A 14,184-nucleotide genomic window follows, 5' to 3' on the forward strand; every position below is an offset into this window, starting at 1 on the left:
AGCCAGCAAGGACGAAACTTCTTTATACAGGCCGATATCTATAACTAAGGTTTGAGGTTATCGCTGTATGAAACCGACACAAGATGCATCGCCAAGTACGATGTCCAAACCAAGCGGAAGCAAGAGCCTGATTTATAATCCTGCCTTTCGTTCTGCTATTTTCCAGATCATTGCCATTGCTGCACTGGTATTTTTCTTTTACACGATTGTAAACAACGCTCTCAATAACTTAGATGCTCGTGGTATTGCAACGGGCTTCGGTTTTCTGAATCAAGAAGCCGGGTTTGGTATTGGGTTAACACTAATTGAATACGATGAAACGTACTCTTACGGTAGAACATTTATCATCGGCCTTCTTAATACGGCGTTAGTCTCCGTATTAGGTATTATTCTGGCTACTGTGATTGGCTTTACCATGGGGGTTGCCCGCCTTTCTTCTAACTGGTTAGTTAGTCGTTTAGCGGCAGTTTATATCGAAACTTTCCGAAATATCCCCCTTCTTCTGCAAATATTCTTCTGGTATTTCGCTGTTCTTCAAGCATTACCCTCACCACGCCAAAGCTTAAGTCTTGGTGAAGCTATTTTCCTGAACGTTCGTGGCTTATATTTCCCTGCACCGACTATGGAACCCGGCAGTAGCTACGTTATTGCCGCGTTAATCTTCGGGGTAATCGCAAGCTTATTAATTAATGTATGGGCGAATAATAAGCAACGTCTCACTGGGCAACAAACCCCAATGGGAAGAATAGTTTTGGGTTTAGTTGTTGGCCTTCCATTGGTTGTGTACTTCCTTGCTGGTATGCCAATTTCACTGAATTATCCTGAACTAAAAGGGTTTAACTTCCGAGGTGGTATTAGCATTATTCCTGAATTGGCTGCGCTACTTTTGGCATTGAGTGTTTATACAGCTTCTTTCATTGCTGAGATTGTTCGCTCTGGTATTAATGCGGTTAGTCATGGTCAAACCGAAGCAGCGATGTCGCTAGGCTTACCACGCTCGAAAACTTTAAAGCTTGTTGTCATTCCTCAAGCGTTACGAATTATTATTCCACCTTTAACCAGTCAATATCTCAACCTCACCAAAAACTCATCGTTAGCGATGGCGATTGGTTACCCAGATCTTGTCTCTGTGTTTGCTGGTACTACCCTGAACCAAACGGGACAAGCGATTGAGATCATTGCGATGACGATGGGCGTGTACTTGACATTAAGTCTGATTACGTCTGCATTAATGAACTTGTATAACCGTAAAGTCGCGCTGGTGGAGAGATAATATGAGTACTCATCAATTTCAACCGGATCTCCCGCCACCCGCCAATACTGTAGGCTTCGTTGGTTGGATGCGGAAAAATCTATTTAATGGCCCTATCAATTCCATTGTTACTGTCATTCTTGCGTATATTGTCGTAACTGCAATATGGTATATCGTGGATTGGGCGTTTATTAACGCAGACTGGATTGGCTCAACGCGTGACGACTGTAGCCGAGATGGTGCTTGCTGGGTATTTATCAGCGTGCGCTGGGAGCAGTTCATGTATGGTTTTTATCCAGAGTCCGAACTATGGCGCCCTCGCCTGTTCTATATCACATTAGCCATATTTACTGTTTTACTCGCGTATGAGAAGACACCGAAACGGATGTGGATTTGGCTTTTCTTCGTAAACATCTACCCATTCATCATCGCTGGACTTTTATACGGTGGTGTCTTTGGACTAGAAGTGGTAGATACACACAAGTGGGGTGGACTACTCGTTACGCTCATTATTGCGCTAGTTGGTATCGTAGTTTCATTGCCAATTGGTGTGGTGCTTGCGCTTGGTAGACGTTCAGAGATGCCGATCATTCGCAGCATTTGTACCGTCTACATTGAAGTTTGGCGTGGCGTTCCTCTGATTACGGTTTTGTTCATGGCTTCGGTTATGCTTCCATTGTTTATGTCTGAAGGCTCAGAGACAGATAAACTGATTCGCGCCCTTATAGGTGTGGTTATGTTTGCCTCCGCTTACATGGCAGAAGTGGTACGCGGTGGTCTACAAGCCATTCCGAAAGGTCAATATGAAGCCGCTGATGCGCTTGGGTTAAGTTACTGGAAAAAGACTGGGCTGATTATCTTGCCACAGGCGCTAAAGATTACTATTCCTTCTATCGTGAACACCTTCATCGGTTTGTTTAAAGACACCAGTTTGGTACTCATCATTGGCATGTTTGACGTACTCGGTATAGGACAAGCAGCAAATACCGACCCTGAATGGTTAGGTTTTGCTACAGAAAGTTATGTATTTGTCGCGTTAGTGTTTTGGGTATTTTGTTTTGGCATGTCGCGCTATTCGATATGGCTTGAAAACAAACTTCATACCGGTCACAAACGATAACTCATCAAGATCAAGGACGTATTATGACGCAACAACAAGACTACATGATCCAATTGAAGGACATGAATAAATGGTATGGTGAGTTTCACGTACTAAAAAATATTAACCTCGACGTTAAGCGCGGCGAGAAAATCGTTATCTGTGGTCCATCAGGGTCGGGAAAATCAACGATGATTCGCTGTATTAACCGTCTTGAAGAGCACCAAACAGGCAGCATTTACGTCTCTGGTACGGAATTAACTGAAGACTTAAAGAACATTGAAGCAGTACGCCGAGAAGTGGGCATGTGCTTTCAACACTTTAATCTCTTCCCTCATTTAACCGTACTGGAAAACTGTACGCTCGCGCCTATCTGGGTGAAGAAGATGCCAAAAGATGAGGCAGAAGCAGTTGCGATGAAATATCTGGAACGTGTAAAAATTCCAGACCAAGCGGAGAAGTATCCCGGTCAGTTGTCTGGTGGTCAGCAACAACGCGTGGCGATTGCTCGCTCTTTGTGTATGAACCCTAAAGTCATGCTTTTTGATGAGCCAACATCTGCACTCGACCCGGAAATGGTTCGCGAAGTACTGGATGTAATGGTCGAACTCGCCGAGGAAGGCATGACTATGCTTTGTGTGACACATGAAATGGGCTTTGCTAAAGAGGTTGCCGATCGCGTGATATTCATGGACGCAGGAGAGATCATCGAAGAAAACAACCCGGTCGATTTCTTTGAGAATCCTCAATCGGATAGGACCCAAAACTTCCTAGCGCAAATCTTACACCACTAAGATTTAGCCGAATCGACATAAAAAAGCACTGGTTTCTATGAAGCCAGTGCTTTTGTTACTAAATTCAAAAATCTGTGTGAGAATCAACATAGCTATGCTAGGCAGTAATATTGTGTTACAAGTTGCCAAATACATAACATCTTATTTCCATTATCATTTTATCTAGGATATGCATGAAAAGGGCTTGATTTTTTGAACTTTCAGCCCCATAAATGTACCAATAGTAAACTCCCTTATTGAGGATAATTATGAACAGTCCAATGTTTACTCGTTCAACAAGTGTTCCTAATACACTAGAAACTAACAAAGTACTGAAAAACACTTACTTCCTACTGTCGATGACACTGATGACCAGTGCTATCGCAGCAGTCGCGACTATGGCAATGCAAATTTCACCAATCATGGCAATTGTGATGCAGGTTGCAGCGATTGGTATTTTGTTCTTTGTTATGCCAAAGGCAATCAACTCATCATCTGGTATCGTTTGGACATTCGTTTTCACGACTCTAATGGGTGGTGCTTTAGGTCCAATGCTTAACTACTACGCATCAATTCCAAACGGTCCTACTATCATTGCTCAAGCTCTAGGTTTGACTGGTATGGTGTTCCTTGGCCTATCGGCTTACACCATTTCAAGCAAGAAAGATTTCTCTTTCATGCGCAACTTCCTGATGGCAGGTTTGATCATTGTGATCGTTGCAGCGCTGATTAACATCTTCGTTGGTTCAACAATGGCTCACCTAGTAATCAGCAGTGTTTCTGCACTCGTGTTCTCTGGTTTCATCCTATTCGATACAAGTCGTATCGTTCGTGGTGAAGAGACAAACTACATCAGTGCAACAATTTCGATGTACCTAAACATCCTTAACTTGTTCACTAGTCTGCTAAGCATTCTAGGCATCATGAACGACGATTAATCGTTTCTCGTTAAGTAGAATAAAAAAGCCCGAAGGTAATTCCTTCGGGCTTTTTCTTTGTGTGCAATTCAGTGTATTACGCCTGCTCTACTGACAACTCTATAACTTCGTCAGCTTCTGGATTTTCTCTAAAGCGTCTCACTTTGATCGTTTCCTCTCCTAACATGATTTGCTTGGCGATTCGGTGCATACCGTCAAAAACACGATAGTCACTGGTTAAGATTACCGGATACGACAAATCAGCATTGTTGATTCGTTGGCAATGTTTTGCAATTTCACGGCAGGTTGGCTGTGGCCCTTCATGACTAAACCAAGTCACTTCATTTGGGCCTTTGATATCATCAATCGAAATTTCTTCTACAGGTAAGGATTCTGCAAGTTGCCAAATACGCTCGATGGACCAAGTGGATTTTACATTGTCATTAATCTCAATGTAACGTTGTTTCGACATGACTAACTCCTTGTCATCATTGTTGTTTCTAACCTGAATACAGGCTTTCATTAATCCAATGAGAATATCGGTCTATGAAAACAAACACAACGTTGTCAGCTATTCATTCACCCATAAAATCCCATAATCAGACAAGTAGCCAAGAAAAAACCAAAACAAAAATGAATAAGCCTGGATATCCATGCAATTTCGTTGGTACTCACCCCGTAAAATTTCTAATAAACTGAATAGTTTCCTATTTATTTGAATAAAAGAGCATTTATATCAAAGTGCCTAGCTCAGTCAAAAACACTCACCATTTTGTACGCTTTTGCTTCGCTCGGCACTACTTCGAGATTCTTTTGTTGAGAACATTCTCGGCTGTCGCTAATCTATAAACATCCATGTTTACTTAACGGATAAAACGTTATGTTCGTTTACAACGGCAAAGAAATTGAAACGGATGCTCAAGGCTACTTATTGGATCATACTCAATGGGAAGAAGGTATGATTGAGCTTTTAGCAAAAGAAGAAGACATCGAGCTTACGGATGCTCATTTGGAAGTTGTGCATTTTGTGCGAGACTTTTATGAAGAGTTTAATACCTCCCCTGCAGTGCGTATGCTTGTGAAAGCGATGGAAAAAGCGCACGGCCCGGAAAAAGGTAACAGTAAGTATCTATTCAAGCTGTTTAAAAAGGGACCAGCCAAACAAGCAACCAAATTAGCCGGCCTACCAAAGCCAGCTAAATGCTTGTAGATTCATAAAATTTTAAAACCGCGTAACGGCTTATACGACGCAGGCTCCTGCATCACTTGCTCTACTGTTGCCGTTCGCGGTCCTTCTTGTAACCATTCCGAAAACGCAACTATTTGCGCGTCTGTTCCACACGCCATCACTTCAACATCACCATTGTTTAGGTTCTTCGCATAACCTGTTAACCCTAGCTTCAATCCTTGATGGGAAGTATGGTAACGAAAGCCTACGCCTTGAACGTGACCTTTTACTATAAATCTCTCACACTTTACGTTCATCTTTGTACCGCTTCTTTTTACTGAGTGATATATTCTTTTCGTCTATTCACCCCACTAAGGATAGTGGGTTTTTGCACGGTTATTATAATTATGAAAGAAATTCCATTCCGCTGGATTGATAAGTATCTCATTCACTTAAAGATTCAAGAAAAGTTCTATTTGCTCTTCGTTCTCCCTCTTCTTGCTTTAGTCATTCTCACTCTCGTCCTTAATAGCGCGGCTAATACACTGATCTCAAGTATGTACCAAGAAGAGCTCATGCTTATGAAAGGTCTGATAGAGGCAGGCAACCTTTCTCAATCTCAAGTAGCAAGCCTCATAGCGGGTTCAGAAACCGTTTCTATTGGCTCAGGGCCGCAATCCGTGTCAGTTTTAAATGGTGCGTACAGCTTGGTTGCAAACCATGAACTTTCTTTATGGACTGCCCTATCAACGACTCAAGTGAGCATCATCTGTGTGAGCTTGTTTATTCTCGCTCTTGGCGTTTACTACATCATGACGTTTATTGGCGGCGCGATGTTCACGATGAACAAAGCATTAAACACCCTTGCGGGTGGCGACTTAACTGCGAGAATGAACTTCTTCCCTGTTCGCGACGAGTTTAGTGAAATTGCTATTACGATAGACAAAGTTGCAGAACGAGAGCAACAAATGGTGCTGTCGATTCAAGAGTCTGTGGCGTTAATGCAACAAATTAGCTCAGACCTGAATCAATCGATTCATCACAGTTCAGATATTTCAGCGACTCAGCAGGAACACCTCAACTCTCTTGCGAGTGCAACTGAACAGATGGCATCAACGATTCGAGAAGTCGCGACACTAGCTCACGATTCAAGCACGCAAACCGATGATGCGCGAAACGTGGCTCAGTCTGGACAAGTGAAAGTTGAGAATACGCTTCAGTCGATTTCGAACCTTTCTAATGAGATTCAATCTGCGTCTCAAGCCGTTGCCGAGTTAGATGCCAATGCAGCACAAATTGATGAAGTCGTGACAACCATCAATGGGATCTCCGAGCAAACCAACCTACTTGCTCTGAACGCGGCTATTGAAGCTGCACGTGCTGGAGAACAAGGTCGTGGATTTGCGGTCGTTGCGGATGAGGTTCGCGCTCTTGCGGGACGCACTCAGCAAGCGACAGTGGAAATCCAAACGATGATTGAATCGTTACAGCGTAACAGTCAGTCACTTACTAAGCTGATGGAAGTGACAGTTAATAACGCAAATGAGGGACAAAACCTCATGACGGAAGTGAATCACGAAATCGGCTCTTTGGCAGATAAAAATCAAACTATCTCCGACAGTAGCATTCAAATTGCAACAGCAGCTGAAGAGCAAGGTGTAGTCGCGGACAATATCGCCTCAAGCGTTGAAGAAATTCGAGTTCAAGCAGATAACGTGTGCAATATGATAAGCACGACTTCACAAAACGTTGATCAACTGCGTAAGCAAAGCGACACAATGGAAGCACTACTTACTGGACTTAAAGCATAGCAACGGAATTTATTACAGCAAATTCAATAAAAGGGTCACTTTAGTGACCTTTTTTGTATTTAAAAGTCACTACAATGTACTGGATTGCCGAGGGATATTGCTTTTACCATTTACATCCCGGACAATACGCCCCTTTCAAAATTCAACAAGAGCTAATGAAATGACAGCTGCTATCTATTTGGTTAAAGGTCGTGAGAAATCGGTCAAGCGCAAGCACCCTTGGATCTTCTCTCGAGGCATCAACAAAGTTGAGGGCGAACCTGCTCTTGGCGAAACGGTTGATGTATTCACTCACGACGGTAAATGGCTAGCTAAGGCGGCATATTCGCCAGCTTCACAAATTCGTGCTCGTATTTGGAGTTTTGATAAAGAAGAAATCGACACCGCGTTTTTCGTTAAACGACTTAAAGACGCACAACTTCTTCGTGAAGACATTATCGAACGTGATGGCCTTACGGGTTATCGCCTTATCGCAGCAGAGTCTGACGGCTTACCAGGCGTTACGATCGACCGTTACCAAAATTTCTTTGTGTGCCAACTTCTCAGTGCTGGCGCAGAACACAATAAGCAGGCTATTGTTGACGCTCTGGTTGAGTGCTTCCCTGATTGTAATGTGTACGAGCGCTCTGACGTGGCCGTTCGTAAAAAAGAAGGTTTAAAAGAGAGCACGGGCGTCTTGCACGGCGAAGAGCCACCTAAATCAGTCGTCATCGAAGAAAATGGCGTAAAGATTAGTGTAGATATCGTTGGCGGACACAAAACAGGTTTCTACCTAGATCAACGTGATAGTCGCCAGCAAGCGATGAAATATATGAAAGGCAAAGAAGTTCTTAACTGCTTCTCTTACACAGGTGGCTTCGGACTTTACGCTCTAAAAGGTGATGCAAAGCGTGTGATTAACGCTGACGTGTCGCAACCTGCTTTAGATACCGCAAAATTCAACGCAGAGCTAAACGAGTTTGATATTTCGAAGAAGCGTGCCGTGTTCCTAAATGCAGACGTGTTTAAGCTGCTTCGTGAGTATCGTGATCAAGGAACTCAGTTCGATGTTGTGATCATGGACCCACCGAAGTTCGCAGAGAGCAAAGCACAACTAAACGGCGCATGTCGTGGTTACAAAGACATCAACATGCTAGCAATGCAAATTCTAAAACCGGGCGGCACGCTACTAACCTACTCGTGCTCTGGCTTGATGGATCAAGTTCTGTTCCAGAAAATCATCGCTGATGCAGCCGTAGATGCTAACCGCCAAGTAAAGTTTGTGGAGCGTTTTGAACAAGCCGCTGACCACCCAACCGATACCGCATATCCAGAAGGTTTCTACTTAAAAGGTTTTGCATGTAAAGTGCTTTAGGCTACGAATAAGTAAGACAAAGCAGAAGAAAAGGGCCTACTGGCCCTTTTTCATTATGGCTCTAAGTTAACCTTAGTTAGTGCGGATAACACATCTCTCTCAAAGTCCGCATTTCCCACGATTAAATCACTAAACTCTGTCGCCCCGTTTTCTATTACGATAGTTTGAATTGAGTTTCCATCGTTATGGGTTATTTCTAGAGATAAGTCATCGCCATCAATGTTCAAGTCAATACTATTGAGAAGTTCTTCTATCGTATTGTGCCCTGCATCTTCAACGACTTCACTCAGATCTAAGGTGTCCAAATCTCTCTCAAAACCTCTAATTAGATCTGTTCCTGTATCCAAGGAGTCGTTGACCCATTTAAAGACATCTGCCTCGTTATCATTACCGATCAAGATGTCATGACTTACGTCCACTTCAGCTTCAATAATATTTGCAGAGCCATTACTTGAAGCATTTACTCCTCCGTTTTCATCAATAACGAATTGCAGGGTGTTCTCACTTTGATCACCATCGTTATCCGTCAATACATAATCGAAGTCTAACGTTTCAACTGTATCACCCACCGCACCATAAAATGCATACGCACCGTCGTTTAAGTCGATTTCCAGAGTATGTTTGCTGTCGATATAGATAGTAAGCTGCATCGTTGTGTCGTCAAATGCATGCGAAATACCATCGTTATTGTCAGTTACTATTAGGTCTGAACCATCAAACGAATAAGTGACACCGTCATGTTCTATTTCGCTAATATAACCACCATCTGCACCAATACCTGTATCTGGAGAAGTGGTATACATCAAGTTCCCCCCAACAGGTTGAATCACTGACTGCAACATAACCGGAGGTAATTGAGTTACGTCAGGAACCACAACACCATCAAGGTCTTGATTCAAAAAGCCATCATATGCTACGCGATCTAATTGCTCCGGCATAAGATTAACGCCCATACCATACGCTAGGGCTGTTATCTGATTATCAGGATCGGTTAGGTGATCAATCCAACTCTGCTCGCGAGCGTCGTTTATAAATGATGACGCAGGGTTTGGCTGACCATCTGACAAGAAGTAACTAACATTCGACGCACTGGTTAACTTACCTACATCATCCCATGACTGTTTTGCTTCATTTAGCGCGTTGTTATAGTTAGTCGCGCCACCCGCAGTTAGCGTCTCAATATACGCTTTGGCCTCCTCGACCGTCAGCCACGTCGCAGCACCTATAGCGTAAGTGGATGCTGTACTGCTATAAGTAATAATTTGAACTCGCGTTTGACCGATAGACTCATATTGATTCAATAACTGAGTTGCCGAATCTTTCATTATCTGCAAGCGATTATCCGTTCGCATAGAACCCGAGACATCCATTATGAGCTGAACGTTGGCACTTTCTTTAGTTTCTGCAACTACATCGTGAATAATAGATGCAGAATCTGGTGAGTCATCTTCCACAATAACGTTGACCGTTGTGGAGTTAGTAAGACCACGAGCATTCGAGACAAGCACAGGCACCTCAATATTTAAGGTGTCTTCTCCAGATGGGTTGGAGTGATCAATCGGACCAAGAAGCTCCGTAGATACCACTCCAGTATCATTGACTGATATTTTGATAACCTCTTCACCGTTCGCTGAACCGATAAGCATTTGGTCGTTATTTGATAACGTCCACGTTACAGAGATACCGTTACTAGTAAGAGCTGTAGATGGTTCACTGAGCGTAACAGAATCAACGGTTTGACCCAGCGTCAATTGTTCTACATCAGTACTCGAGTCAGTTGTGTCATCAAAGCCGTTTAGAGCAGAGTCATCAGCAATGGCGTTGCTTAAGCCTTCCTCAGAAACGTTTAGTGTTACACCTTCTACAATTGGTGGGGCGTAAGGGTTGACAGAAAAGTACCCCGTTTTACTGTCGCCATCATTATCAGTAATAGTGTAGTTAAAATCGATATCCCCATCGCCATAAGGTGAGGTCAAAGGCAAGTATTGGAAGAACTCCCATTTTCCAGTGCTAGGTGTAAGTTGAACTTCGAATGCAAGCTCTCCATCAGCCTCTGCAATCAGTCTATTAGAGTTTTGTGGATCGACGTATATCAACACGTCTTTACCATCTAGAGTCTCTAAACCAGCCTCACCTCCATTTAAGACTATAGAACCAGGGCCATCAGCTCCATATACAGCACCGAGGTTCCCATCCGCACTAGCAATTGGCACGCCAGAGTACGCACCTGTAAAGGTTATTGATTTAACGGTAAAGTCACTGTTGTCTTCAGTATCCGGGCCATTGCCATTACTGGTCGCCTCGAGGATGATTTTATCAAAGCCTCCCTGTTGAACATTGAAATTTGCCGCGTAATCACCACTGCTTGCGTCAGAGCTGAACGATTGCTGAGCAATTAATACACCATCTCTATAAAAAGATGCGATTCCTTTCTCAAGTTCACCACCAAACATTTTCTCAAATTCTATTTCTGCTCCGTAAGCAACTTTATTGCCTAAGTCTATGATTAACTGCTCTGATACACCCTCATTACCCGCGAATCGATAATCGACTTCGTTTTCTAATTGGAAGCCGTTGTTACCAGAACTTTTAACGCCAATCCCTTCTGATGATTGATTGATTTCAGCTGTTCCCAGCATCACAGATTCGTCAGACACAAAACCGTTTGCAGTCACAACAACGTCCCCAAATGTTCGACTGGTTGCATCTGCCTCACTTCCTGCAAAATCTATGCGCCCTGTCAGAACGTTAGGTGCACCAGTAAGCGACACATCGACGGGTTGAACAACAACAGGCACGTATGGGCAATCATCTTCAACGGCCACATTTAAGCTTTGAGATGTTGTTGTTTGTCCATCACTTACAGAAATCTGTAAATCAAAGTTGATGATGTCTTCCACATCATTAACAGGATGATCAAGTGGCTCAAACAGAGTAATAGTATAGTCCCAAGAGCCTTGACCTGAAGCTGAAGGCTCGCTCAGCACAACAGTAGCAACAACGCTCAGGTGAGCAGTTTTCGCAGTCAGCGTTTGAGTACTGTTGTCCCACGTCCACGATATAGGCTCCCCTCCTGATGTTAGGTTGTTAGGGCCTGCCAATACCACTGAAACATTCGCCGTGTCTGGATCGGCAACTATGAATGTTCCTGAGAAACTTGCGGAGTTAGTGGTGTCTGAAGGTGCTCCTGTATTATCAGGGATACCATTAGCTAAACCTTCTTCCGAAACAACTGCATTCACAACATTTGAAATAGAAGGAGGAGCATCATTATCAATAATCGTTGCCGTACCGGTATCGCTGCCTTGCACTGCACCAATGCCGGTTACTGTCACGCTGAAATCTTCAGGGCCTTCATAAACAGCGTCATCAATGGAAGCAATACGCACATCAAACTCAGTTTGCCCCGCTGGCACCGTTACTACACCATCGTTTGGCACTGTCACCCAACCACTTCCCGTGTTGTATTCTAGGGTGCCCAAATCTCCAACTTCGGTGTCACCCAAGTTGAGGCCTAGCTCGATTTGAACTGTAGACTCGGAGGCATTCGATAGCGTCACTTTGAAGTTGGCTGTCTCACCCTCATTAATGGTGCCAGCATCTGAAATAGTCACGCTTGGACGGTCATCATCCGGATCGGGACCCGGGCCACTGCCGTCATCCACTATCGTTGCCGTCCCCGTATCGCTGCCTTGCACTGCGCCAATGCCAGTCACCGTCACACTGAAATCTTCAGGGCCTTCATAAACAGCATCATCAATGGCAGCGATGCGCACATCAAACTCAGTTTGCCCTGCTGGCACCGTTACCACGCCATCGTTTGGCACTGCAACCCAACCGGAGCCTGTGTTGTATTCTAAGGTGCCTAAGTCTCCAACTTCGGTGTCACCTAAGTTCAGGCCTAGCTCGACTTGAACAGTGGACTCAGAGGCATTCGACAACGTCACTTTGAAGTTGGCTGTATCCCCCTCATTGATGGTGCCAGCGTCTGAAATAGTCACGCTTGGACGGTCATCATCCGGATCGGGACCCGGGCCACTGCCGTCATCCACTATCGTTGCCGTCCCCGTATCGCTGCCTTGTACTGCGCCAATGCCGGTTACCGTGACACTGAAATCTTCTGGACCTTCATAAACGGCGTCATCAATGGAAGCAATACGCACATCAAACTCAGTTTGCCCTGCTGGCACGGTCACCACACCATCGTTTGGCACTGCAACCCAACCGGAGCCTGTGTTGTATTCTAAGGTGCCTAAGTCTCCAACTTCGGTGTCACCTAAGTTCAGGCCTAGCTCGACTTGAACAGTGGACTCGGAGGCATTCGACAGCGTCACTTTGAAGTTCGCTGTCTCACCCTCATTGATGGTGCCAGCATCTGAAATAGTCACGCTTGGACGGTCATCATCCGGATCAGGGCCCGGACCACTGCCGTCATCCACAATCGTTGCCGTACCGGTATCGCTGCCTTGCACTGCGCCAATGCCAGTCACCGTGACACTGAAATCTTCTGGACCTTCATAAACGGCGTCATCAATGGAAGCAATACGCACATCAAACTCAGTTTGCCCTGCTGGCACGGTCACCACACCATCGTTTGGCACTGCAACCCAACCGGAGCCTGTGTTGTATTCTAAGGTGCCTAAGTCTCCAACTTCGGTATCGCCAAGATTAAGACCCAATTCCACTTGCGTTTCCGCTTCAGACGCGTTCGACAGCGTCACTTTGAAGTTCGCTGTGTCACCCTCATTGATGGTGCCAGCGTCTGAAATAGTCACGCTTGGACGATCATCATCCGGATCGGGGCCTGGACCCGTGCCGTCATCCACAATCGTTGCCGTTCCCGTATCGCTACCTTGCACCGCCCCAATGCCAGTCACCGTCACGCTGAAATCTTCAGGGCCTTCATAAACAGCGTCATCAATAGAAGCGATACGCACATCAAACTCAGTTTGCCCTGCTGGCACCGTTACTACGCCATCGTTTGGCACTGCAACCCAACCGGAGCCTGTGTTGTATTCTAAGGTACCTAAGTCTCCAACTTCGGTATCGCCAAGATTAAGACCCAGCTCCACTTGCGTTTCCGCTTCAGACGCGTTCGACAGCGTCACTTTGAAGTTCGCTGTGTCACCCTCATTGATGGTGCCAGCGTCTGAAATAGTCACGCTTGGACGATCATCATCCGGATCGGGGCCTGGACCCGTGCCGTCATCCACAATCGTTGCCGTTCCCGTATCGCTACCTTGCACCGCCCCAATGCCAGTCACCGTCACGCTGAAATCTTCAGGGCCTTCATAAACGGCGTCATCAGTGGAAGCGATGCGCACATCAAACTCGGTTTGCCCTGCTGGCACCGTCACCACGCCATCGTTTGGCACTGCAACCCAACCACTTCCCGTGTTGTATTCTAAGGTGCCTAAGTCACCGGCTTCCGTATCTCCCAAGTTCAGGCCTAGCTCGACTTGTACTGTAGACTCAGAGGCGTTCGACAACGTCACTTTGAAGTTGGCTGTATCCCCCTCATTGATGGTGCCAGCATCTGAAATACTCACATTCGGGCGGTCATCATCCGGATCGGGGCCTGGCCCCGTGCCGTCATCCACAATCGTTGCCGTTCCCGTATCGCTACCTTGCACCGCCCCAATGCCAGTCACCGTCACGCTGAAATCTTCAGGGCCTTCATAAACGGCGTCATCAGTGGAAGCGATGCGCACATCAAACTCGGTTTGCCCTGCTGGCACCGTCACCACGCCATCGTTTGGCACTGTCACCCAGCCACTTCCGGTGTTGTATTCTAAGGTACCTAAGTCTCC

General features: G+C 45.2%; 9 protein-coding genes and 1 pseudogene. 7 read left to right on the top strand and 3 right to left on the bottom strand.

Annotated features, from left to right (window positions below):
- Window positions 1–67: 67 nt before the first annotated feature.
- From R7M72_RS21785 to R7M72_RS21800, 4 genes are all read left to right on the top strand, one after another.
- The gene (locus R7M72_RS21785; RefSeq protein WP_005377402.1) at window positions 68–1,273 is read left to right on the top strand and encodes an amino acid ABC transporter permease; all 1,206 of its coding nucleotides are present in this window, start codon (window positions 68–70) and stop codon (window positions 1,271–1,273) included.
- A 1-nt stretch (window position 1,274) separates the two neighbouring features.
- Window positions 1,275–2,372 (top strand): amino acid ABC transporter permease, encoded by a 1,098-nt coding sequence (locus R7M72_RS21790; RefSeq protein ID WP_005389988.1) that lies wholly within the window; start codon window positions 1,275–1,277, stop codon window positions 2,370–2,372.
- A 23-nt stretch (window positions 2,373–2,395) separates the two neighbouring features.
- Window positions 2,396–3,145, top strand: a complete 750-nt coding sequence (locus R7M72_RS21795; RefSeq protein ID WP_017634609.1) for an amino acid ABC transporter ATP-binding protein — start codon at window positions 2,396–2,398, stop codon at window positions 3,143–3,145.
- Window positions 3,146–3,393: 248 nt separating this feature from the next.
- On the top strand, window positions 3,394–4,062 hold the full coding sequence (locus R7M72_RS21800) for a Bax inhibitor-1/YccA family protein (protein ID WP_017634610.1): 669 nt from the start codon (window positions 3,394–3,396) through the stop codon (window positions 4,060–4,062).
- Between the two features lie 76 nt (window positions 4,063–4,138).
- Here R7M72_RS21800 and R7M72_RS21805 read toward each other — a convergent pair whose 3' ends face one another.
- A complete protein-coding gene (locus tag R7M72_RS21805) occupies window positions 4,139–4,513 on the bottom strand; it encodes a chromosome partitioning protein ParB (RefSeq protein ID WP_005377398.1) in 375 nt (124 codons plus the stop codon).
- Between the two features lie 408 nt (window positions 4,514–4,921).
- Between R7M72_RS21805 and R7M72_RS21810 the strand changes: the two genes are divergently transcribed.
- Window positions 4,922–5,251: a TusE/DsrC/DsvC family sulfur relay protein gene (locus tag R7M72_RS21810; RefSeq protein ID WP_005377396.1), complete on the top strand. Its 330-nt coding sequence runs from the start codon at window positions 4,922–4,924 to the stop codon at window positions 5,249–5,251.
- 2 nt (window positions 5,252–5,253) lie between these two features.
- Here the strand turns inward: R7M72_RS21810 and yccX are convergent, their stop codons facing one another.
- Window positions 5,254–5,526: an acylphosphatase gene (gene yccX, locus R7M72_RS21815; RefSeq protein WP_005377386.1), complete on the bottom strand. Its 273-nt coding sequence runs from the start codon at window positions 5,524–5,526 to the stop codon at window positions 5,254–5,256.
- Between the two features lie 90 nt (window positions 5,527–5,616).
- Between yccX and R7M72_RS21820 the strand changes: the two genes are divergently transcribed.
- Both R7M72_RS21820 and R7M72_RS21825 read left to right on the top strand, forming a co-directional pair.
- A complete protein-coding gene (locus R7M72_RS21820) occupies window positions 5,617–7,020 on the top strand; it encodes a methyl-accepting chemotaxis protein (RefSeq protein WP_203346145.1) in 1,404 nt (467 codons plus the stop codon).
- Between the two features lie 160 nt (window positions 7,021–7,180).
- Complete coding sequence (locus R7M72_RS21825; protein ID WP_025766603.1) at window positions 7,181–8,374, top strand: class I SAM-dependent methyltransferase; 1,194 nt, start codon at window positions 7,181–7,183, stop codon at window positions 8,372–8,374.
- A 53-nt stretch (window positions 8,375–8,427) separates the two neighbouring features.
- Here the strand turns inward: R7M72_RS21825 and R7M72_RS21830 are convergent.
- A pseudogene (locus R7M72_RS21830) lies at window positions 8,428–14,142 on the bottom strand (Calx-beta domain-containing protein); the annotation flags it as partial.
- Between the last annotated feature and the right edge of the window lie 42 nt (window positions 14,143–14,184).

The sequence above is a fragment of the Vibrio sp. YT-18 genome (assembly GCF_033337345.1).
GTDB lineage: Bacteria > Pseudomonadota > Gammaproteobacteria > Enterobacterales > Vibrionaceae > Vibrio > Vibrio alginolyticus.

Coding starts and splice junctions, on each gene's coding strand:
- R7M72_RS21825 (WP_025766603.1), top strand. CDS start 7,181: ATGACAGCTGCTATCTATTTGGTTAAAGGTCGTGAGAAATCGGTCAAG.
- R7M72_RS21790 (WP_005389988.1), top strand. CDS start 1,275: ATGAGTACTCATCAATTTCAACCGGATCTCCCGCCACCCGCCAATACT.
- R7M72_RS21785 (WP_005377402.1), top strand. CDS start 68: ATGAAACCGACACAAGATGCATCGCCAAGTACGATGTCCAAACCAAGC.
- R7M72_RS21795 (WP_017634609.1), top strand. CDS start 2,396: ATGACGCAACAACAAGACTACATGATCCAATTGAAGGACATGAATAAA.
- R7M72_RS21805 (WP_005377398.1), bottom strand. CDS start 4,513: ATGTCGAAACAACGTTACATTGAGATTAATGACAATGTAAAATCCACT.
- R7M72_RS21800 (WP_017634610.1), top strand. CDS start 3,394: ATGAACAGTCCAATGTTTACTCGTTCAACAAGTGTTCCTAATACACTA.
- R7M72_RS21810 (WP_005377396.1), top strand. CDS start 4,922: ATGTTCGTTTACAACGGCAAAGAAATTGAAACGGATGCTCAAGGCTAC.
- R7M72_RS21820 (WP_203346145.1), top strand. CDS start 5,617: ATGAAAGAAATTCCATTCCGCTGGATTGATAAGTATCTCATTCACTTA.
- yccX (WP_005377386.1), bottom strand. CDS start 5,526: ATGAACGTAAAGTGTGAGAGATTTATAGTAAAAGGTCACGTTCAAGGC.